The following is an 18158-nucleotide window of genomic DNA, read 5'->3' on the forward strand; positions in this document are numbered from 1 at the left end:
CTTTACACGGCTCCGAAACTTTTTAGAGCCAACTCCAGAACCAGTCCCACCAAGACAGGTCCTTCGCCGGTTCCGCGCCGATGTTGCGCGGTCCCTTGGCCGGGTCCTGATCATCCTCGGCGGCGGCTGCCGGAGGCGCGGGCGTGGCGGGCTGGGTCGTCTGTGGTGTGGCGGCTGCCGGCGCGCCAGCGGGCGGCGTCTGGTAGTAGTTGTTGGTGCTGCCGCCGTTGTTGCCGCTGTTGCCGAACATGTACATCCAGAACCAGAGGTTCGAGGTCGGGCCGCTGTCGTGGTAGTGGTGCTGGACGACAGGCGGCGCGGCGCGCGGCGCGACGTAAGGCTGATAGGTCTTCGGTGCCGCAGGCTTCTCCCACGGCTTTGTCAGCGGCGCAGTCGGTGCCGGCTTGAAATAGCTCTTCGGCTGGCCGGGGCTGACCGGGGCGGTGTACTTCGGAGCCGTGTAGGTCTTCGGGGCCGAGAACTTCGGCGCGGAAAAGCGGATGGATGGACGGAAGCCACCGCTTGAACGGAAGGCGGCTGTTGCCGGGGTCGCGAGGATCGCGAGCGCGGCCAGTGCGATGATGATCTTTTTCATTATCCCTTGCCCTGTTGAAATTAAGGGGCCGGCGTCTACCGCCGACCCCTGTATGTGTGGATCAGGTAGCCGCCTCCGGCCGCTACTTGGGGTCCACGTTGATGAAAGGAACCGCGCCACCGGGCACCATGGTCGTCGGCAGCAAGCCCTTCCAATTCTCGGCCGTGATCAGTGCGGTCAGGCCCGGATTTTCGGCAAGCGCCTTGCCCTTGGCACGGATCGCATCGGCCTCGGCATCGCCGTTCTGACGCTTGGCGTTGGCGTCGGCTCCGGCCTTGGCAATGATCGCGTCGGCGTCGGCCTTGGCCTTGTTGACCGTGATCTCGTTCTCGACGATCTTCTGGCGCTTTTCGGATTCAAGCTGCTTGACCTTGGAGTCCGCGAGCATCACCTGCTCGATCGACTGCTCGTAGGCCGGCGAGAACTTCACGTCCTCGATCTGCACGGACTCGATGATGACCGGGCCGTTGATGTTGGCGACCATGACCTTGGTCACGTCGAGGCCGAGCTTGGCGCGTTCCTGAATGGCGGTCTGGGCGGTAAACTGCCCCAGCACTTCCTTGACTTCCTTCTTGACGCGGCGATCGACCAGCCGGGTCATGACACCTTCCTCGGAGCCGTACTCGGCATAGACCTCGGCGACCTTGCTCGGATCGAGCTTGTAGGTCACCGACAGGGTGACGTGCGCAAGCTGCCGGTCGAAGGAGTAGAACTCTTCCTTCTCGTACAGCCGCGAGTTCGAGCGGATCGAAATTTCCTTGACTGAGTCGATGATCGGATTGATGAAATTCATCCCCGGTTCGGCGATGCCGGAGTAGGCTCCGTTGCGCAGGATCACGCCGCGTTCACCTTCGTCGATACTCTGGAGACAGCCGAAGAAGCCGATCGCTCCGATCACCGCGATAGCGATGAGTCCAATACCTGCAATACGCATTAATCTTCCCTCTTCTTGATCTGGACGTTTTCAAGAAGCCACGTCACGCCGAGCCCCAGAAGGGCGACGATGATGATGGCTCCTACAATTTTGAGACCCATTGGGATCACTCCGTTGTGCGTCGTTTGGTTAGAATTGCTTGACTCACCTGTCAAGAATTAGTTGGGAACGCTTTTACGAAGGGAAGAACTTCGGAAGGCGAACCTTCGGCCAGCGCTCTCTGGCCTTGGCCCAGAAATCGGCGGGTACAGCTTCCGCTCCCCACTGAGAGATCGTCACCCAGTAGAGGTAGTCGGCAAACTCGGGTGTCATGTTCGCGATGATCTCATCGAACAGCCCGTCATAGGTCTCGGGCTCCGGAAGTCCGTTCGCTTCGGCATAGAGCCGGCCGAAGTGCTCACCAGCGGCAGCGTGGGTGATGAAGTCGCGCCAGTTCTCTTCGGTATGCATTGTCATTCTCCGGTCGTGGTCACGCGCACCGTGTGCGAGGTCTTGCCGCCCGTCTCGTAGGACGTGTCGGCCTGATCGGACCCGCCCGCACAGTGTGCGAAATAGACGTAGTGCGGATTGCGCGGATCGTTGACGCGGAACAGCCGGCAACCGTCGACCACGGCGACAATCTCGGTGCCTTCGGTGCTGGTCTGCTCGATGCGCCGGGAGGCCTGTTCAGGGGTCTCGGGATCGCACCCGGCGAGGAAGAGAAGAGCGGTCGCGGCCACGGTCGCGAAGAGGGTTGCGAGAAGCACGTTTTTCATCAGAGGGTTTCCATCTTTCCGCCCGGCATGAGCCGCAGCCGCAGAACCTGTTCGACCCAGTCGACATCGATCTGCCGATCGAGGCTGACCCCGATCAGGACGATCCGGTTGGCGCGGAAGCCGGCGAGGCTTTGATGCATGCCGACCGCGCGCCAGTCGGGGCCGAGAGCGAGCGCGCTCTTGCAGCGCTGAGCCTCCCGCTGATCGCGGGAAACCAGAATCTTGTCTGCCACCACGTCGCTCATTGAGCGTCCGCCGCGTCGACGCCCTTGGCCGCTTCCTGCGCTTCGAGGGCGGCACCCATGTCGGTGCTGACCATGTTCAGGCGCTCGGAGGTCAGGTTGATGGCTGAGAACAGGTCGGCCTTCTTGCCGATCGCCCAGACCAGAAGCGTGCCGGGGCCGTTGCCGTCCACACGCACTTCGGCGTCGATGCGCGGCTGGGTGACCCAATGGCCGGTGATGTAGGAGATGTCGTCGCGCTCGCAGCCGACATAGCCGACATTGATCGACAGGACCTCGTCGACATCGGTCGTCGCCTCGAACCAGTTCGTGACCTCCCAAGAATTGTCACCCTCGGGATAGCGCCGGGAGATATGGGACCCTTCTGAATCCACGACCAGTTCGACGATCTTGCCCCACGTGTCGGGCTCAACCATGCCGGTGATGGGAACGAAGCCGTACTTCCGGGACTCCGTCACCAAGTGGTTGATGAGTGCGCCGGGGCGCGGATCGACAACTTCGACGTCCGGCAGCGCCAGCGTGGTCAAGGACAGTTCGATCCATCCGTTGTCGACATCGACGATGCACTTCCAGCGGAACGTGCCGTCGAAATTGATCGTCCATTTTTCCGGCTGGCCGAGCTCGGCGAGCATCGTGCAAAGGGTTGCGTAGATGCCATCGGTCGGATCGACATCGGGTCCGATAAGAGCCGCCAGCATCTTGACGCCGATCTCGGTCGCGTCCTTGGCGAACGTCATGCGGTAGCCGAGGTCGTTGCCGGACGGATTGCGGCCGTCAGCGTTGATGATAAACGCGCTTTCGGACGCGATGCCGACTGGTAGGTAGAGGTCAGGCACCGGGCGCATTAGGAATCTTCCTGCGTGAGCGTGATTGAGGTTCCGAGCGGCGCGAGCCGCAGTGGAAAGCGTGCCTTGTCTCCGTTCGCCAGCAGCCCGGCACGCAGATGCGTCGAGATATCGGTCACGTAAATCGTGCAGGGCTCATGGTCCGCGTCGATCCAAAGCTGCCCGCGATGGACGTGCTTGAGTTCTGCGACGTTGGAGATGGTAACTTCGACCGGTTCTTCCATACGCAGGTTCAACGCTGCTTCTCCGCGACATCAAGCACGAACCGCACGCCCATGGCGGCGACCTGCAAGGCTTCCTTCTGGGCTTCCGTGGTCCGGCCGCGATCCGGGCGGACCTCCTCGAAAAGCTCATCGACCTCTTCGAGGATGACGCCGTAGCCCTCGTGAACGGAGACCATCGGCTTGTGCTTGATCATCGCTTTCTTGACCTCGGCGTGGACCGCGTCGATCGCCAACACGATCTTGTCGGCCTCGGTGCGGCTGGGCTTGAAAGGCGTCAGGTCGATGATGTAGCGAACGGCGGCAGCCGACATATTGTATGCGTGGAGCTTGCGATCGATCGGGCGGTAGCTGTCCGCCAGAACCGTGCCCCAGAGCTTATCGAGATGCGCCTTGATATGGGCATACCCTTCATGCGGAGAGTTCAGCGGCTTGAATGTTTCCAGCGAGCGCCGGACCCATTCGAGGACCACTGAAATATCGGCGTCGAGGTCCTGACGCAGGTCGGCTGCATTTGATGCGGTGTCCATTTTTGAAATCCTAACTGCGGGCAAGAGCTTCGTCGGGATGGGCCGCAGCAGCGGCGTTCCAATCCGTGATTTCGGCGGGATAGAATGCGTTCCACTTTTCCCAGTCGTGGCGCGCCGCCCGCTTCTTCATCCGGTTGATCCGCAGGCGCTGAGCTATAAGCTGCTTGGCCTCGGCAAGGGTTGAGATGATGTAGCTGGTCGACGCGCCTACGAGGAAGCCAGCCGCCAGAGCGACTGGAATGGACATCAGCGTCCCCACTTGGCACTGTCCTTCTGGTACTCGCGCTTAGCGGCACGCCAGTCGTCGAACAGCGCCTTGGCAGACGATCCATCGTAGCGAAGGAAGCGGTCGATTAGGATGCAGATCAACGGGATGGCGAAGAGAAGGAAGATGACAAACCCAAGCATTGGGGAACTCCGTTTGGATGCAGCCGTCTAGCAAGGAAATTAACCATTGTCCAGTAATTCTTGACAGAAGTTGGGAACGATTGCTTGACACGGATGAGTGCAGAGGCGTAGGGAAGGGCACGTCACATGAAAGAGAATGACCACATGCCCAGCGACGACATGCACGAAATTTCCCTGCGTCCACTGGCCGAGCGCTGGGACTCCGGCGAGCGCCACGGCGTCGACACTGTCGAAATCGGCCAGTGGTATTGGGTAAAGCACACCGTGCGCTTCGACGGCGAATACACAAACACCGACGATGACGGCCATACAACCAAGCACAAAAAGGGCGATGTCCTTGAGTGGTTCGGCTGCGTCATGGAGATCGGCTCCAACTTCGTCGAAATCCATGCGCCGCGCGATCGACAGGGCGGCTACACTTCCGTGCGCATTCACTTCGACGAGTTCGAGGAACGGCTGCGCTACGAGCCGAACGCCCAAAGCGTGATTGCCGGTCATATCAGCCGATACCAGAGCCGCGTGAATGCGCTGCTCGGCGAAGTCAGGGAAGTGACCCAGCGCCTCGGCGTGGTGCCTACGCAGCGGATCGAGGACAAGACCGGCGAGGCGACCAATGCGCTAGTCGCAGTCACCAGTCAGGTCGACACCAAGGCCTACAAGAACGCGCTGATCGAGGCGAAGGACAAGACGCTGCCCGACCTGTTCAAAGAGATCGAGGCCGCGAATGGTAACCTCGCGCGCTGGATGATGGCCCCGACGATGTCGGTTCAGGCGTCAATCGGCCCGATGAAAAAGTCGATCAAGGTCGTCGAAGATCGCATCTACACGCTGGAGCTTTACGCCGGCCTGACCGAGGAAGCCGTGCAGGTCCGCAAGGGTGATCCGGCCGATCGGGAAGAGAAGCTGCGACTCATGCAGCGCCGCCTCTACATGGATGAGGAATGCCTTGTGAACTACGAGGCAGGCGGCATGGAAATGAAGAACATCGAGCAGTTCGACGAGTGGCTTGCTCGCGACGAGAATTTCCGCCGCCTCTTGCCGTTCGATCGCTGCGCCGTGGCCTTCCGTGTGCGCCGCATGGAGAAGGAACGCGAGGGCGCGACCCTGTGGCAGTCCTTCATCAACATCTGGCTCAAGGATAGCGACAAAACCACGTTCCTTTACATCCGCAACGGCGACCAGCTTTGGCGCATCAACTGCGAGTTCGATTTCGGTGCGCAGATCGTGCCCGATCAGGCCGCGTTTGATCCGAGCCGGCCGATGATGGTCAAGATGTTCGCCAGTCGCATCGACGGGATGATCCCGCGCAGCCTGTGGGAAGTGATGCGCGACGAAGAGCTTGAGAATGAGCGCAAGCGCGTCGAGTGGAACGAACAGAATCCGGACAAGGAATCCCGCATCAACAACCCATACGGTTGGATGGGATCGTCGATGCGCCACAAAGAATATTCGCCCTTCGATCCGTCGAACGTCTACTACGACGAGGCCATGCAGATGGTCAGCGACGAGATCAAGAAATACAACCGCGTGGCGGTCATCGTGCAGGGCCTGTTCGATCGTTCGTTGGTCTTGCACCCACACAATCCCGTCCGCGTCTGGGAGCCGGCCAGCTTCGCTGCCAACATCGAAGTCATCTATGACGCCACGACTTTGACCTATGGCGACAAGCCGGATTTCGAGGCTTACCGCGCGCGGCTCAATGCCTCGATCAGCGCAGACTCGATCGTCGTCGGGCAGGAAGATTTCTGGATGCGCATCGAAGCGCAGAAAGAAAACGATCGCCAGCGCCGGGACTATCGCAACAAGAATCCATCTCACTACTCGCGGTTCCGGCCTTATGGAAATGATGGCCCCGGCCGCGTCGGTCCTATGACTGAGTGGAAGCCGCGCGCCAACAAGGCCGTGTTCCGCTGGGAGCGTGATCGCAAGACGTTCGACCCATACAGCCGCAGGCGAGGCGGTATCGAAGTGTCGGTCACGGTGCCAGCGAGTGAACTGCTCAACGTGTCGGCCTACACGCCGGGCGACTTCAAGCAGTTCTTCGAGGACCCTCGGACGCGGCGGGAATATCTCAAGTGGGCACCGCTGATGCTGGCTGCCGAAGATCATCTTGCGGGCAAGACCCTCGCCAAAATAAGAGACTCATCGTGGGTGTCAGAATGATCAATTGGCGGGAAGCGAAGCGCATCATCGACAGCGGCGAGGCAGACGCCTATGACCTGCTCACCGAAAACATGCCCGGCATCGAGCGCAAGTTTAAGAAGGTCGACAAGGCTCTGGTCGATCTGCTCGCCGAGATTCAGACGGTGTTCCCTGATGCCACATACTACACGGCGTCTGGCGGCTTTCATCTGATGCTCGGCCCGTCCCATGACGACAACGAACGTGGCATGCAGGAGCTTGTCGCTCTAGCAGGTCGAGCGCAGATCGGCGACGGTGATTTCTGATGGGTACGATCTACTCAATCGAGACGCCGGACGACAAGCGCCGCTACTATTCCAGCCGGGCCGAGGCGCTGGGTCTTGGTAAGTCGCAGTCGTCCGCATTGGAGGCCACGATCGTGGTGCGGGCACACATGCTCTGCGACACCGGCTTGCGCGAGCTTGCCGTCTCGCTTCTCAACGGGGGCGGGTTGCAGCCCGGCCACGACCTCATCATCGGCTGGTTCTCGAACGGCAAGCGCCACAAGCCGCTGGAGGATCAATGAGCGATCTATCACGCCCTACCACGACCGCGCGGCGTTGTCCGAAGTGTCGATCGCGCTCCTTCCAGATCGTCGAGGTCGTGGAGATGATGAACGTATGGGAAGTCGAGAACGGCCATTTCGACCGTCAGCGCAGTTCAGACACGGAGTTCGGCAGCTTTCTCGGTGTCTACGGCAACTGCGGGTGTGGTCATAAGTGGAGTTTCAAAGCTGATCAGATAGACGATATTTGTGAGGCCGAACGATGAGCAACATGACGCTCGAAGCGATCCTCGAAGAGCTTTGCAAGTGGGGGCTGCCGTCACTGCATCCCTACTATGGTGGCGGGCCGGGCAAGCGCGATCACACGAAGCCACCAATTGTCGGGCTCTGGGATTGCCACATTCTGGTGCCTTATAACGACGCGGCCTATGCCGTGAATCCGTACCACCAGAAGGATGGGCACGGCCGCGAGTATGATCGACGCCACAAGACCCCTGTCGGTTTCAACGGGCGGGGCAAGACAGCGAAAGAGGCGTCGGCGCTCTGCCTAGATCGCGTCCTTTTCTATCAGGAACACGGATGGCACTACCTCTGGCCGGACGACCTGCGGCCGGCGAGTGTGCCCGTACTGGAGACAGCGGAATGAAATCGAAGATGAGCGACCGCGAAGTCGAAATCATGGTCGGCCTATTCAGGCAGACAGGTGGCAAATCGTGGGCACCCCTAAATCCGCAGCACGCACTCTTCGACAAGATGATCGAGGCGGGCTATGTCCGACGTGTTGACGGGCGCTGCGGCTTCGAGATGATCAAGGATGCCATCATCACGTGGACAGAGGCCGGGCACAACGCCTTGACCTTGTCCGAGGCTGTCACCGCGCCAGATCGGGCACGCGAAATCATCACGCACAGGGTGCTAGGACATGCAGCTACCAATTGACGTTTCGACCGCGGCGATCCGGGCCAAGTATATCGAGGACGAAACGTTCCTGTTCAATAGCTGGATCGTCTTTGGAAAGCGTGGCGATCTGGTCGACGTGTCAGATCGAGACGCGAACGACATCTTCATCGGTTGCACGCAGGCACAGGCCGAGCGTATCGTGGAAGCGCGCAGCCGCTTCATCAACGAAATACTGGAGATCATCAATGGCTGACAAACTGGTAACCCTCGTGACCGTGAAGGTCGACGGCACGACGACCGAGAAGCAGGTCAACATCAACGATCTCCGCGCATTTCAGGAAGCAGTCGGCGGCTATATCGAAGTCGTCCAGCTTCTGGAGATGTTCGACCACGGCGGCGTGATCCGGAAGTGCATCGCGCTCTGCGACGAGGAAGGCAAGCTCAAGGGCAAGCCAATCAACGTCGAGGCCACCAAAAAATGGTATCGGAACGTCGAGGGAAAGGTGGGCATTCCCGCGCACCGGATGAACGATTTCCTTGTCGGCGATATCGCTTTCGTGTTTGGTGATCCCAAGATCATGGCCCAATTCTGAAATTAACTATGGCAAGAATTGCTTGTTGACCTTGTCCAGAATTAGGCTACATTCGGATCGTCAACACACGGAGCAATTCAAATGACCGACACCATCGAAAAGACCGATCAGCAGATCATCGACGAGACCGTCGCCGCGCACAATCTGACCGGCAAGGTCTGGTGCTTTATGGCTGGCATGCATCCGCATCCTCGCCTGAACACCTACCTGCTCGGCATCGCCACGCTAGGCGAGGCTGGCTGGTCGCCGATGCCCCGCATGGGCTTTGAGACCTTCGGCGAGGCGAACGACCGGGCTGACTCGCTGAACACGCTCTTGCCATACAGCGCCGACACCTGCATCGCCATCATTGCCGACACGATGTCGCGCAGCCGGTTGAAGCAGGAGCAAGAAGAGGCGGCGCGCCACCCGTTCGACCGTCACTACAAGGTGAAGGTCAGCTTCATGAATGAGGGCCGTGCGAACCTGCACGAGGACGACATCAGCGATGCGATCCGTGAGCGTCTGGTTGACGAAGACGGAGCGACCTTCGGCATCGACGACGTGGAGGTCGACCTGAAATGAGCAACAACGCGCAATGGTGGGTGACCTTCGAGGTCCATCTGCCCAGCGATCACGGCGGCAGCGGGGACACATTCTCCAAGCAAATCTCGCTCGCCTCGCCTGATCTGGTCGACCCAAAGGAAGCGCACAAGCGCGCTCGCGTGACGGCCGAGGGCAGGTTGAAAAAGTGGCTGGCCAAGACCTACCCAGCCTTTCACAAGCGGATGACAATCCGCTGCCAGAAAACGCAGTGCGTCGGGTGAGATCATGATCAAGCTCAATTTTGAGTTTCAGTCCTACAAGGGCGACGACGATGGTAACATCGCCACGACGGCCGACATCATCTTCCAGCCATTCGCATCTGACAGCGCGGCCAAGAACTACGCCGGCCGGCTGGCCAAGCGGATCAATGGGCCGGTCGACATTGCCCGCGCCGGGGCTGCCCCGTGGGATGGCCGCTACCTGACCACGGCCGCGCCGAGCAAGGTGCACGCGGCCGGCTACCGGTTCGAGAGGCTGACATGAGTGGCTACCCAAATATCGATCTCTTGTGTAAGGCGCTCGGCCACCACGGCATCCGCCCGGAAGCATTGGAGATCATCGCCAAGTTCGAACACCTGCTCAACGACGAAGCGCGCGCCGAATACAGGCTCTTCATGGATGATCTGGGCAGGATGTTCGCGCCAGTTGAAAAGGAAGAGGTCGATGACTGACGAGATCAAGCCGACGATGCGCGCAGGTTCCTATCGCCGCAAGCGTGACGGTGCGATCGTCACGGCCGGCGACTGGCCGGATGGCGACGTTAGCTGGATGATCCTCAACCCGCCCGTGATCAGCTTTTCGCGGATCGTCGGCACCTGCTCGGCGAAGACGTTCGAGAAGACCCATGTGGTGGTGTCGTGATCCAGTCGCTGCTCGAACGCTTCCTCGGCCGTTCCAAGGGCTGGGAGTACACCTATCAGGTGCGCGGCGGCTGGCCCTTTCCGGCCGACATGCTGCGCTACGATGATGCCGTGCCGGCGACTGCCGCCGACAAGGACATGATCGCGCGCCTGTCGCAGGAGAACGCGGAGTCTGCGGAGGACATTCGCAACGGGCATGTCGTGACGCTCAAGGGTCCGCGCCGGCCGACCGAACGTCGCTGGGAATCGTTCCTCTGGGAGGTCATGTGATGCAGATCGGAAATTATCTTCGTGGGCTGCTCGGCTACAGCAAGGCTCAGTACGCTATCAAGCTGGCCGAGGTCTTCAAGGATTGGCAGCGGCCGGCAGCCTCGTGCGATCTTCCCGAGGACCAGTTGCGCTACATCCACGACGCCAGCAAGTGCCCCTACTGCAAGTCCAAGTACGGGCTCTACGAGGGACCGCGCGGCGGCGCGAGCATCAACCTGTTCTGTGGCAATCCGGACTGCGACAGCCGCTTCAATGTGGTCGACCCGTCGTTTGGCTTCGTCGGTATTGGTCAGTTCACCGGCCGCTGCCCCGAGGACTTCATCGAGCATCGGAGGAAGGAGATCGCCGATGGTATGGTTTGACTCCTACAAGGACCAGTTGGTCGGCTTTGTCGTCGAGACCCGCAAGGGCAAGTTCAAGCCGTTTATCGGCACGTGCATCGAGAGCGACGGCGACGACGATTGTGTGATCTACGTGAACGGCTCGCAGCCGCCGCAGGACACGCTAGAAGCCGCGCTCGCCTTCTACGATCCCGATCTGGCGAAGTTCAAGCGCGTCTTCCGCAAGCCGGTCAAGCCGGGCGGAGAGATGGGACATTGGTTGCTCCAGATGGTTCGATCCGAGGACGGAGTCGATCCGCGAGCGGTGGAGGCTTGAAAGACGACATCCCGGTCGAACGGAAGTTCGGCTATGCGCACACCATGGAACGGCACCTGATCGAGGCCGAGCTTGAAGCGGCCGGGGTGCCGATGCCGGATCGGATGTTTCAGGCATCCGCGATCCAGATGGAACGACACAAGAACGATCCATCTTTCAGAGAGCGACAGGAGGCAGCACGAGCGCTTGCGCCGACAGCCGCGCCGTCTCTCCTAGACCGTTACCGCGAGGCGCTGGAGGCGATCCGCGACGGGCACAATGACCCGAGAGATTTGGCAAGAAAGGTTCTCGAATGACCGACTATCCGAATGACACTGGCTACTACTGGGCGAAGTGGCGCATCGCTTCCGACGACACGCACGAGGGCGAGGAAATGACGCCGTCCGACACGTGGGAGATCGTCCAGATCAACGACAACAACGGCGAGCCCGGCGACCTCGAAGAGCTATCCGTGGCCGTGCCCGGCGTCCGTGAGACGCAGTGGCGCGACTGCTTCATCTGGGGACCCAAGGTCTCCGAGCTTAACCCGAGGATTTAATGACTGACACAATCGAAGGCGTCCCGTTCGGCCGCAAACTCATCGTCATCGGCATCATCTTGTGGACGCTGATCTGTCTCAACGTCGGCTGCGCCAGTCGCAATCCGGGCGACTTCGCGCCGGACCAGATTCAGGCGATCAACAGGATCAAGTGGAAGTGACCGGCGACATCCTGTTTCCCTACAAGCCCGGCGACTGGGTGATGAACCGCGCCGGGCGTGTCGCCAAGGTGAAGTCGATCGACTTTTGGCAGGGCGAGTACACGTTTGACCTTGTGCTGTTCGACTCCACGGGCGAGAAGATTGGGCGCGAGAGTCCGGCTCTTGGCGGACCACGCACGTTCGAACCGTCGTGTTCGATCGACGGCTGGGAGCGTTGTAAAGAGCCGGACTTTCCACTGCGGCCTCAGTGGGTCACGCAGGGCGATGGATCGCGCGTAGCCATGTACTGGAGCCCGCGCCTGCCGCCCGCAAACTGGAAGCGGCCGAAGCGCAAATCGTCACGGGTCTGGGCCGGGCTGGCGCTGGTCGAGAACAAGCTGTTCAAGAAGGCGCTGGAGGAAATCCGCGATGGGCACAACGACCCGCGCGATCTGGCGAAGCGTGTCCTCGGTGGCGCATGAGCTTGTCGAGTCTGTCGAGCGCTGGGACTTGCTGCCCGGCTTCTGGGCGCAATATAAGGAACCGACCTCGGCGGTCTCTGCACTCGTCCAAGGCCCGGCCGACAAGATCAATGGTGACACGCTGGCCGACGCGTATATGAGTGATTGGAGGAAGAGCAGGCGACAGGCCGATTAACCATTGGCAAGATTCCCTGTTGGCATGTGTCCAGAATTGGACTACAACTAGCCAGTCAACACAAACAAGGATGAGTGCAGATGGAAAGAACACCAATTTCACAGATCGAGGGTCTGGCGCTGTCGATACGCCGCGCCAAGAAGGAAGAGACGTATGAGTGGGCAAATGGCTATCTCATAGTCTATCGACGTGACAATCTGGAAAAGGTGGCGACTGTTCATGAAGATCAAATCTTCGACGTGAACGGCAACCACTTTGTCCGTGATTGAGAAGGATGAGTGCAGTGGAAGACAATAAGACATTCACCCTTTACTGGAAGACAGGTGAGCGCGAGATCGTCAAGGGTCGTGATGCGGCCGAGGCGATGACGCTCGCCGGCTACAGCGGCGGCGCGGTCGCGGCGCTCGACTTCTATGCGGCCGGAGAGGACACGGCCTACGCGTGGGAGAAGGACTCCCGCGAGTGGAAGCGCACGGCTCCGTTCGAATGAACTGGGTCTACCTCTTCCGCACGTCGACCGGGCGCTGGGCAACCTATCGGTGGTTCATGTGGCACATGCTGCCGCCCGAGGATCGCAAGAGGGTGCTGGCGAAGAACGCACACAAATGGATCGGGACCTATGACTAAGCCGGGAACGCCTGAGTGGATCGAGGCGCAAGCCGAGATGCTGGGAATCAATGTTGTGGTCTACCCGGCGATCGGTGTGGATGTCAGCATAGACCAGAAAGGCAGAGTGACAGTGGATGCCGTGCAGCAGACCGACGAGGGACTGATCGCGGTCCTTCCCATCATGATCGACATGCTGGACAGGATGGCGAAAGAGCCGCTGCCGCACACCGTGCGCGACCTGCTCACGCGTTCCAAGCAGGTGCACGAGCACGCGCAGCGGCGGCTCACGGAACTGCTCAAGGACGAAGCCAACAGGCGTTGGGGAGAGGAATCGAATTTCTCATGAAGTGGATACCCGATCCCGAAGAGGACGACGAGACGACGCAGCTTTGCATGTCGGGCGATGTCGCCATTGGCAACGTGCTCAAGTCCGGCTCCGGCCGCTGGCGCTGGGCGATCGTGCCGCTGCCCGGCATGGACAATCACCGCGAAGCTCTTCGAGGCTGGATGGACTCCGAATACCTCGCCAAGGTGTCCGTCGAGCGCTTGTTCACGGCATGGTGTGAGAAGGCGGGGTTGAGTGCAGAAGTACGATAAGATCGCCATCGCCGCATATGCGTCCGGCATCGATAGCTTCATCACGTCGGCCTTGCTTGGCTTCCGTCGATCTCTGGAAGCTGGAGAGCCGATCGAGGGACCCTACATGCTGTTCATGTCGGAGGTCGATAGTCCCGTGCCTGACTTGGCGCTGCGGGCTAAGTACCGGCAGATGGTGATTGAAGCGGAGAAGGCTGATGGCAAATAAGGTCACGATCATTCGCGAGAGCGATCTGTCGCCATTTGAGAAATGGTGGCGCGACCACACGATCGACTGGGATCGCTCTTTCAGCTTCGAGGAACGGGCGCTGGCCGAGGCCGCGTTCGAGGCTGGTGCACGGCTGGGCCGGCCAACTGGTCAGTCGCACAGGCGGCATTGAAGTCTTGACGATCGCCGGTTCAGCGCCAGACTATCTGGATGGCAAAGTTAGCTATCGCTGATGAAATATCGCTCACGGCCACGGTTAGGAGACGGGTCAACGAGGACCGAGTCAGCGTCTCGATCCCGACCTATGGCTTCCCGCATTCGATCAGAGACAGCACGTCGAAGGTCAAGCGCGGGGACAAGATCGAACTGACGGGCACGATCACCAGAATTGACGATGACAGCGTCACCATCGATATAGGGGCACTGGTGACTGTCAGTCCTGACGTGGTCACGCTGGTGTCCAAGTATCAGCCGCCGAAGCGGAAGAAACCGCTGGTGGACACGCCGGATTAGGATTCAATGGCCGAGGGTAAGCGATACTCCAGACGATCTGCCGCCGTGCATGCGGCGCGCCAGCACTGCAAGGCGATCTTCGGGAAGTCCTATAGCGCCTATGAAGGGCCGGACTATGAAATCCACCCGGTCACGCAGGATGAGGCGATCGACAAATTCCCCAAGACGTGGTGGCTTGGATACGCTGGGCCGGCATACTATAAGCTGAGAGGGTATGCCAAAGAGAAGGCAGGGGATTGAGTGCAGACTGATGGGCGATTGGTACATCCTTGACGGTAAGACGCCGGTTCTTGAACCGGACCTGTTCAAGGCTGCTCAGTGGTTCGACACAGCCGATCGCAACGTCGCCCTGACCGACACGCAAATCCATTCCGTCAGCACGGTCTTCCTCGGCCTCGATCACAACCATTTCGGCCGGGTGCCCATCCTGTTCGAGACGATGGTCTTCGAGCGCTATGGCGACGACGATCGGCAGGATGATCCCCAGCGAACGGAGATGAAGGGCAGGGTCTCCGAATGGCTGGAGTCACTCGACATCATGCGCCGCTACCCGACTTGGGCCGACGCTGAGATGGGTCATCAGAAGACCGTAGCCGAGGTCCTGCGCGCCGAGATGGACGCCAACAACCAGCTAATGGCCACGATCCACAAGCTGGCCGAGTGACCTTCTCCCCGGAGTTAACAGCCAAAATATTCGGAGTTGACTAGTCGTCCAGCCATTCTTTACAAGGGGTGTTTCGGCTTAAACAGGAGGTAACACCCAATGGAACTTGAGAACAGCGGACGCCTGCAAATCGTAGAACTGACGGCAGATGTCGTCTCGGCCTACGTCAGCAATAATTCGGTTCCGAAAGACCAGTTGGCCGATCTCATCCGCGACGTACATTCCTCACTGAACAAGGTCGGTGGCGCGGTGGCAGCAACGCCGGAGCCGGTGACATTGACGCCGGCAGTCAACCCGAAAAAATCTGTGACACCGGACTTCATCATTTGTCTGGAGGACGGAAAGAAGTTCAAATCACTCAAGCGGCATATTAGCAGTACCTTTGGTATGACGCCGGAAGAGTACCGGACCAAGTGGAATCTGCCGAAGGATTACCCGATGGTCGCGCCGAATTACTCGGCGACTCGGTCGGCGCTGGCGAAGTCGAGCGGGCTCGGCCGCAAGGCCAAGGTAGCGCCCAAGGTCAGGAAGACCGCGAAGCGGGGCTAACTCCTGCGGCTCAATGCCTTGAGGTAGGCGCGGTCGTCCTTGGACCACTCGCGCCACTCACGATGCCTCGACATTTCTCGGAACATGTCACGATCCTGCCGCCTGATGTCGAACCGTGGATCGAGCGTGGTCACGGTCGCGCCACGGATCAATCCGACCAGATTGCGCGGCTCGGTCGTGATGTAGATGATCGGCAGCCTCGGGTTGATCTCTTCGTCGATGCTCAAAACAGTCTCGGCCATGCGGAACGTCGGCGCGAAGAAATAGTATCGCTCCGGCATCTCGGGCGGCGTGAACTCGCACAGGAAGAGCTTGCGGAATGCGTCCGGCTCATGGCTCTTCAATTCTTCCAGCCACGCTTTTCTGATATCGACCGGCCACGGTGTCATGTCGTCTGTCCTTCCTCGGTGCATTGGCGCGCCACGCGCTTGATCGCGGCGATGATGTTCTTCATGCCGCGCATGCCTTGCTCCGGCGCTCGGCCGCGACTGACCACGGCAGCGCAGCGCCCGCCGAGGTAGAGCTTTAGGTGCTTCTTGCCCTCGATAACTTCGTAGGGCAGTCCTGTGGATTTCATCAGGGCGATCAGGTCCTTCATGGCAGGCGACAAGGTCATTTGCGCGGTCCATTGCGTTTGAAGAAGGTGGCGTCAGCCGGGGCGAAGAGATCGAGCGCGGCCGGACTCAGGCGGCGCTCTTTGGCATTCGCCCTCTCGACGAAGTCCCCATCGGTCTTGCCCATGCTGATCGTCTCGTTGTTCAGGCGCTCGCGCATGGTCAGGTCGGAGGGATTGGTGCGATGGAACTTCTGCCAATCGGCATGGAAGCGGCCGATGTCGTCGCGCATCGTCTCGAAGGTGAACGTCTGGCTGGGAAGCATGCGCTGGCGCGCCGCCTGCCGCCGCAGGAACTCGAAGAACCAGTCAGACAGGTAGTGGCTGCCGAACGGCTCATACTTGGTGAAGTCGTGGCGCATCGGCCGCGCCGGGGCGTAGAGACCATACCGGACACGACGAACGTGCTCGGCCGCAAACCACTTCGTCAGATGCTTGTCGACGGTTCGCGCGGTCGCGGCGTCCTTGCCCCACATGTTCGGATCGGCCGTGATCCGCATCAGGGTTTCACGGTCGAACACCGGCAGCGTGTTGGTGAGGTCGCGAAGCTCGCGCCAGTCGTACATGCGCAGGTTCGGCTTTGACGCCATGTTCTCGATATCGAACGCGGCGCGGCGCTCAAGAAAAAGGTCCCAGATATGGGACTTGCCGATCCTGTCGAGATGGTCCGGATGGATCATGAACTGGCCGGTGGTCTTCGGCGCTTCGCCACCAGTGCGCCGCCGATGGTAGGCGTACTGCTCGGCCAAGATCGGCTCGATCTCCAACTCGTCTTTCATGTGCTCGATGTCGTGCGGCGAGAACACGCGGCCCTCGCGCTTGTGGAAGGCCTTCGGCAGCAATCGTTCGCGCGCTGTCGGCTGGGTCTGGCGCTGGAAGGCAAACTGCGCCGGGTGATAGGCGCGGCCCTTGAGACTCTTGCTGGGGCGACCACCAAGCGACTCCCGCAGGTTGTTGGCGATCGACTTCATGTCGTCGTAGAGCACGGTGTCGCGCTCGATGCCGAAGAACTCGGACCAGCACTCCAGAAACATCCGCCGCGTCATCCAGACAGCACCGGGGCGCGCCATCGTGCCGTGAATCGAATGCTCATACGTCTCGCCGCCGATCTCAATCGGCTTGCCGTCGACCAAGCGCGGCTGCTTGAACGCCTCGATCCCTTGGGCGCTGTTGCCGTGAAGCTCGCGCCGCGTCAGCGCCGGGAACACCGGCAACTCTTCGTACATATCGCAGACGGCGCGGAACCACATGTCGCGCGGCTCCAACGCAAACGCCTGCCCGTGCTCTTCGAACTCATAGACGCGGTAGTTGCGACTGGAGATCAGCTTCGAACGCTCGCGGACGCGCTGATAGGTCGGAGTGATGGGCACGTGTTTCCTAAGCCGGTCTCTATGATATTAAGGATGAGCAAACGGTGAGCTTATGCCCCTATCACGAGGGTGTATCCCTGTCAAGTAATTCTGGACAGCGCTTGCACGGCACAGATATCAGGCTTTCTGCACTCATCCCGGTCGACGACGCTCCGCGCCATCATTTTGACCGAAGGTCTTCCAGTCTTGAAATCTAGAAAAGGGGCATTTTCCCTAGATAAAGGAGATTAAACCCACCATTTGCTCATCCTTAATATCATATCTATGGGTAGGATTCTCTTTGACTGTTGAGTGCAGATTTCACCTGAGAGGGCTCCGGCACGGCGCACGCCTGCTTGAACAACGGAGGCGCGTTCGAACGCACTCTGCACTCATCCTTCAAATTGTAGATAACTCCCCTGCTCACAATAGGGGAGGGGACATCCCTCTATCCTCCACATTTTAAAGGTTGAGTGCAGACATCCCCCTCCACCGTCCAAACCCAGACAGTCGAGTGCAGACATCCTATCCCTCCAATCCACGGGATGGGTGCAGACCCTCTAATAGACTGCACGCAGGGAACCGGTTGAGTTCAGATCGCCCGTTCAGAACGCGCCGCGTTTGTCAAGTGTTTCTTGAG

At 59.9% G+C, this 18158-nt stretch carries 44 protein-coding genes; 31 read left to right on the plus strand and 13 right to left on the minus strand.

Annotation, left to right across the window (positions count from 1 at the left end; translation table 11 throughout):
- Positions 1 to 22: 22 nt before the first annotated feature.
- The 10 genes from EOA36_RS02115 to EOA36_RS37090 all read right to left on the minus strand — a co-directional run bounded on the left by EOA36_RS02115 (position 23) and on the right by EOA36_RS37090 (position 4530).
- Entirely contained in the window at positions 23 to 595 is a 573-nt protein-coding gene (locus EOA36_RS02115; protein ID WP_127275404.1) for a hypothetical protein, read from the minus strand.
- An 82-nt stretch (positions 596 to 677) separates the two neighbouring features.
- The gene (locus EOA36_RS02120) at positions 678 to 1529 is read right to left on the minus strand and encodes a prohibitin family protein (protein ID WP_127275405.1); all 852 of its coding nucleotides are present in this window, start codon (positions 1527 to 1529) and stop codon (positions 678 to 680) included.
- Between the two features lie 174 nt (positions 1530 to 1703).
- Entirely contained in the window at positions 1704 to 1979 is a 276-nt protein-coding gene (locus EOA36_RS02125; RefSeq protein WP_127275406.1) for a hypothetical protein, read from the minus strand.
- A 2-nt stretch (positions 1980 to 1981) separates the two neighbouring features.
- Positions 1982 to 2284 carry a hypothetical protein gene (locus EOA36_RS02130; RefSeq protein ID WP_127275407.1) on the minus strand — a complete coding sequence of 101 codons (303 nt, stop codon included), beginning with the start codon at positions 2282 to 2284 and terminating at the stop codon, positions 1982 to 1984.
- The gene (locus EOA36_RS02135; protein WP_127275408.1) at positions 2284 to 2529 is read right to left on the minus strand and encodes a hypothetical protein; all 246 of its coding nucleotides are present in this window, start codon (positions 2527 to 2529) and stop codon (positions 2284 to 2286) included. The genes EOA36_RS02130 and EOA36_RS02135 overlap by 1 nt, the downstream gene beginning before the upstream one ends.
- Positions 2526 to 3371, minus strand: a complete 846-nt coding sequence (locus EOA36_RS02140) for a hypothetical protein (protein WP_127275409.1) — start codon at positions 3369 to 3371, stop codon at positions 2526 to 2528. The genes EOA36_RS02135 and EOA36_RS02140 overlap by 4 nt, the downstream gene beginning before the upstream one ends.
- Complete coding sequence (locus EOA36_RS02145; RefSeq protein WP_127275410.1) at positions 3371 to 3607, minus strand: hypothetical protein; 237 nt, start codon at positions 3605 to 3607, stop codon at positions 3371 to 3373. Before EOA36_RS02145 ends, EOA36_RS02140 begins: the two co-directional genes overlap by 1 nt.
- The gene (locus tag EOA36_RS02150; protein WP_127275411.1) at positions 3604 to 4122 is read right to left on the minus strand and encodes a hypothetical protein; all 519 of its coding nucleotides are present in this window, start codon (positions 4120 to 4122) and stop codon (positions 3604 to 3606) included. The genes EOA36_RS02145 and EOA36_RS02150 overlap by 4 nt, the downstream gene beginning before the upstream one ends.
- Positions 4123 to 4132: 10 nt before the next feature.
- Positions 4133 to 4369 carry a hypothetical protein gene (locus EOA36_RS02155; RefSeq protein WP_127275412.1) on the minus strand — a complete coding sequence of 79 codons (237 nt, stop codon included), beginning with the start codon at positions 4367 to 4369 and terminating at the stop codon, positions 4133 to 4135.
- Entirely contained in the window at positions 4369 to 4530 is a 162-nt protein-coding gene (locus tag EOA36_RS37090; RefSeq protein WP_189553084.1) for a hypothetical protein, read from the minus strand. Before EOA36_RS37090 ends, EOA36_RS02155 begins: the two co-directional genes overlap by 1 nt.
- Before the next feature lie 126 nt (positions 4531 to 4656).
- Here EOA36_RS37090 and EOA36_RS02160 point away from each other — a divergent pair, with 126 nt between their 5' ends.
- From EOA36_RS02160 to EOA36_RS02300, 31 genes are all read left to right on the plus strand, one after another.
- Positions 4657 to 6693, plus strand: a complete 2037-nt coding sequence (locus EOA36_RS02160; protein ID WP_127275413.1) for a hypothetical protein — start codon at positions 4657 to 4659, stop codon at positions 6691 to 6693.
- Positions 6690 to 6977: a hypothetical protein gene (locus EOA36_RS02165; RefSeq protein WP_127275455.1), complete on the plus strand. Its 288-nt coding sequence runs from the start codon at positions 6690 to 6692 to the stop codon at positions 6975 to 6977. The genes EOA36_RS02160 and EOA36_RS02165 overlap by 4 nt, the downstream gene beginning before the upstream one ends.
- Positions 6977 to 7237 (plus strand): hypothetical protein, encoded by a 261-nt coding sequence (locus EOA36_RS02170; protein ID WP_127275414.1) that lies wholly within the window; start codon positions 6977 to 6979, stop codon positions 7235 to 7237. The genes EOA36_RS02165 and EOA36_RS02170 overlap by 1 nt, the downstream gene beginning before the upstream one ends.
- Positions 7234 to 7482: a hypothetical protein gene (locus EOA36_RS02175; protein ID WP_127275415.1), complete on the plus strand. Its 249-nt coding sequence runs from the start codon at positions 7234 to 7236 to the stop codon at positions 7480 to 7482. Before EOA36_RS02170 ends, EOA36_RS02175 begins: the two co-directional genes overlap by 4 nt.
- 5 nt (positions 7483 to 7487) lie before the next feature.
- Positions 7488 to 7862, plus strand: coding sequence for a hypothetical protein (locus EOA36_RS02180; RefSeq protein WP_210212394.1), 375 nt, complete (start codon positions 7488 to 7490; stop codon positions 7860 to 7862).
- Positions 7859 to 8155 carry a hypothetical protein gene (locus EOA36_RS02185; RefSeq protein WP_127275417.1) on the plus strand — a complete coding sequence of 99 codons (297 nt, stop codon included), beginning with the start codon at positions 7859 to 7861 and terminating at the stop codon, positions 8153 to 8155. The genes EOA36_RS02180 and EOA36_RS02185 overlap by 4 nt, the downstream gene beginning before the upstream one ends.
- The gene (locus EOA36_RS02190) at positions 8139 to 8369 is read left to right on the plus strand and encodes a hypothetical protein (protein ID WP_127275418.1); all 231 of its coding nucleotides are present in this window, start codon (positions 8139 to 8141) and stop codon (positions 8367 to 8369) included. The genes EOA36_RS02185 and EOA36_RS02190 overlap by 17 nt, the downstream gene beginning before the upstream one ends.
- The gene (locus tag EOA36_RS02195) at positions 8362 to 8709 is read left to right on the plus strand and encodes a DUF3846 domain-containing protein (RefSeq protein ID WP_127275419.1); all 348 of its coding nucleotides are present in this window, start codon (positions 8362 to 8364) and stop codon (positions 8707 to 8709) included. Before EOA36_RS02190 ends, EOA36_RS02195 begins: the two co-directional genes overlap by 8 nt.
- A gap of 81 nt (positions 8710 to 8790) precedes the next feature.
- Complete coding sequence (locus EOA36_RS02200) at positions 8791 to 9273, plus strand: hypothetical protein (RefSeq protein WP_127275420.1); 483 nt, start codon at positions 8791 to 8793, stop codon at positions 9271 to 9273.
- Positions 9270 to 9515, plus strand: coding sequence for a hypothetical protein (locus EOA36_RS02205; protein WP_127275421.1), 246 nt, complete (start codon positions 9270 to 9272; stop codon positions 9513 to 9515). The genes EOA36_RS02200 and EOA36_RS02205 overlap by 4 nt, the downstream gene beginning before the upstream one ends.
- 4 nt (positions 9516 to 9519) lie before the next feature.
- Entirely contained in the window at positions 9520 to 9777 is a 258-nt protein-coding gene (locus tag EOA36_RS02210) for a hypothetical protein (protein ID WP_127275422.1), read from the plus strand.
- Complete coding sequence (locus tag EOA36_RS02215) at positions 9774 to 9965, plus strand: hypothetical protein (RefSeq protein ID WP_127275423.1); 192 nt, start codon at positions 9774 to 9776, stop codon at positions 9963 to 9965. The genes EOA36_RS02210 and EOA36_RS02215 overlap by 4 nt, the downstream gene beginning before the upstream one ends.
- The gene (locus tag EOA36_RS02220; RefSeq protein WP_127275424.1) at positions 9958 to 10155 is read left to right on the plus strand and encodes a hypothetical protein; all 198 of its coding nucleotides are present in this window, start codon (positions 9958 to 9960) and stop codon (positions 10153 to 10155) included. The genes EOA36_RS02215 and EOA36_RS02220 overlap by 8 nt, the downstream gene beginning before the upstream one ends.
- On the plus strand, positions 10152 to 10424 hold the full coding sequence (locus EOA36_RS02225; protein ID WP_127275425.1) for a hypothetical protein: 273 nt from the start codon (positions 10152 to 10154) through the stop codon (positions 10422 to 10424). Before EOA36_RS02220 ends, EOA36_RS02225 begins: the two co-directional genes overlap by 4 nt.
- Positions 10424 to 10786, plus strand: a complete 363-nt coding sequence (locus EOA36_RS02230; protein ID WP_127275426.1) for a hypothetical protein — start codon at positions 10424 to 10426, stop codon at positions 10784 to 10786. The genes EOA36_RS02225 and EOA36_RS02230 overlap by 1 nt, the downstream gene beginning before the upstream one ends.
- Entirely contained in the window at positions 10773 to 11081 is a 309-nt protein-coding gene (locus EOA36_RS02235; RefSeq protein ID WP_127275427.1) for a hypothetical protein, read from the plus strand. Before EOA36_RS02230 ends, EOA36_RS02235 begins: the two co-directional genes overlap by 14 nt.
- On the plus strand, positions 11078 to 11377 hold the full coding sequence (locus EOA36_RS02240) for a hypothetical protein (protein WP_127275428.1): 300 nt from the start codon (positions 11078 to 11080) through the stop codon (positions 11375 to 11377). Before EOA36_RS02235 ends, EOA36_RS02240 begins: the two co-directional genes overlap by 4 nt.
- Positions 11374 to 11619: a hypothetical protein gene (locus EOA36_RS02245; RefSeq protein ID WP_127275429.1), complete on the plus strand. Its 246-nt coding sequence runs from the start codon at positions 11374 to 11376 to the stop codon at positions 11617 to 11619. Before EOA36_RS02240 ends, EOA36_RS02245 begins: the two co-directional genes overlap by 4 nt.
- Positions 11619 to 11780 (plus strand): hypothetical protein, encoded by a 162-nt coding sequence (locus EOA36_RS37095; RefSeq protein ID WP_189553085.1) that lies wholly within the window; start codon positions 11619 to 11621, stop codon positions 11778 to 11780. The genes EOA36_RS02245 and EOA36_RS37095 overlap by 1 nt, the downstream gene beginning before the upstream one ends.
- Positions 11777 to 12241, plus strand: a complete 465-nt coding sequence (locus EOA36_RS02250) for a hypothetical protein (protein WP_127275430.1) — start codon at positions 11777 to 11779, stop codon at positions 12239 to 12241. The genes EOA36_RS37095 and EOA36_RS02250 overlap by 4 nt, the downstream gene beginning before the upstream one ends.
- Before the next feature lie 255 nt (positions 12242 to 12496).
- Positions 12497 to 12685, plus strand: a complete 189-nt coding sequence (locus EOA36_RS02255; protein WP_127275431.1) for a hypothetical protein — start codon at positions 12497 to 12499, stop codon at positions 12683 to 12685.
- A 14-nt stretch (positions 12686 to 12699) separates the two neighbouring features.
- The gene (locus tag EOA36_RS02260; protein WP_127275432.1) at positions 12700 to 12906 is read left to right on the plus strand and encodes a hypothetical protein; all 207 of its coding nucleotides are present in this window, start codon (positions 12700 to 12702) and stop codon (positions 12904 to 12906) included.
- Positions 12903 to 13043 (plus strand): hypothetical protein, encoded by a 141-nt coding sequence (locus EOA36_RS37100; protein WP_189553087.1) that lies wholly within the window; start codon positions 12903 to 12905, stop codon positions 13041 to 13043. The genes EOA36_RS02260 and EOA36_RS37100 overlap by 4 nt, the downstream gene beginning before the upstream one ends.
- On the plus strand, positions 13036 to 13371 hold the full coding sequence (locus EOA36_RS02265; protein WP_127275433.1) for a hypothetical protein: 336 nt from the start codon (positions 13036 to 13038) through the stop codon (positions 13369 to 13371). The genes EOA36_RS37100 and EOA36_RS02265 overlap by 8 nt, the downstream gene beginning before the upstream one ends.
- Entirely contained in the window at positions 13368 to 13622 is a 255-nt protein-coding gene (locus tag EOA36_RS02270) for a hypothetical protein (protein WP_127275434.1), read from the plus strand. Before EOA36_RS02265 ends, EOA36_RS02270 begins: the two co-directional genes overlap by 4 nt.
- Positions 13606 to 13830, plus strand: coding sequence for a hypothetical protein (locus tag EOA36_RS02275; protein ID WP_127275435.1), 225 nt, complete (start codon positions 13606 to 13608; stop codon positions 13828 to 13830). Before EOA36_RS02270 ends, EOA36_RS02275 begins: the two co-directional genes overlap by 17 nt.
- Positions 13820 to 14002, plus strand: a complete 183-nt coding sequence (locus tag EOA36_RS02280) for a hypothetical protein (protein WP_127275436.1) — start codon at positions 13820 to 13822, stop codon at positions 14000 to 14002. Before EOA36_RS02275 ends, EOA36_RS02280 begins: the two co-directional genes overlap by 11 nt.
- Before the next feature lie 38 nt (positions 14003 to 14040).
- A complete protein-coding gene (locus EOA36_RS02285; RefSeq protein WP_127275437.1) occupies positions 14041 to 14343 on the plus strand; it encodes a hypothetical protein in 303 nt (100 codons plus the stop codon).
- A gap of 6 nt (positions 14344 to 14349) precedes the next feature.
- A complete protein-coding gene (locus EOA36_RS02290; protein WP_127275438.1) occupies positions 14350 to 14583 on the plus strand; it encodes a hypothetical protein in 234 nt (77 codons plus the stop codon).
- Positions 14584 to 14593: 10 nt separating this feature from the next.
- A complete protein-coding gene (locus EOA36_RS02295; RefSeq protein WP_210212395.1) occupies positions 14594 to 15007 on the plus strand; it encodes a hypothetical protein in 414 nt (137 codons plus the stop codon).
- A 99-nt stretch (positions 15008 to 15106) separates the two neighbouring features.
- Positions 15107 to 15556, plus strand: a complete 450-nt coding sequence (locus tag EOA36_RS02300) for a MucR family transcriptional regulator (RefSeq protein ID WP_127275439.1) — start codon at positions 15107 to 15109, stop codon at positions 15554 to 15556.
- On the opposite strand, the gene EOA36_RS02305 is transcribed toward EOA36_RS02300, so the two are convergent.
- From EOA36_RS02305 to EOA36_RS02315, 3 genes are read right to left on the minus strand one after another with little or no spacing between them, the layout of a single operon-like run.
- Entirely contained in the window at positions 15553 to 15945 is a 393-nt protein-coding gene (locus EOA36_RS02305) for a hypothetical protein (RefSeq protein WP_127275440.1), read from the minus strand. The two genes, EOA36_RS02300 and EOA36_RS02305, sit on opposite strands and share 4 nt — an antisense overlap.
- Complete coding sequence (locus tag EOA36_RS02310) at positions 15942 to 16172, minus strand: hypothetical protein (protein WP_127275441.1); 231 nt, start codon at positions 16170 to 16172, stop codon at positions 15942 to 15944. Before EOA36_RS02310 ends, EOA36_RS02305 begins: the two co-directional genes overlap by 4 nt.
- Positions 16169 to 17434 carry a hypothetical protein gene (locus EOA36_RS02315; protein ID WP_145969102.1) on the minus strand — a complete coding sequence of 422 codons (1266 nt, stop codon included), beginning with the start codon at positions 17432 to 17434 and terminating at the stop codon, positions 16169 to 16171. The genes EOA36_RS02310 and EOA36_RS02315 overlap by 4 nt, the downstream gene beginning before the upstream one ends.
- Positions 17435 to 18158: the final 724 nt, after the last annotated feature.

It is taken from the genome of Mesorhizobium sp. M8A.F.Ca.ET.021.01.1.1, from assembly GCF_003998025.1.
Classification (GTDB): Bacteria; Pseudomonadota; Alphaproteobacteria; order Rhizobiales; family Rhizobiaceae; genus Mesorhizobium.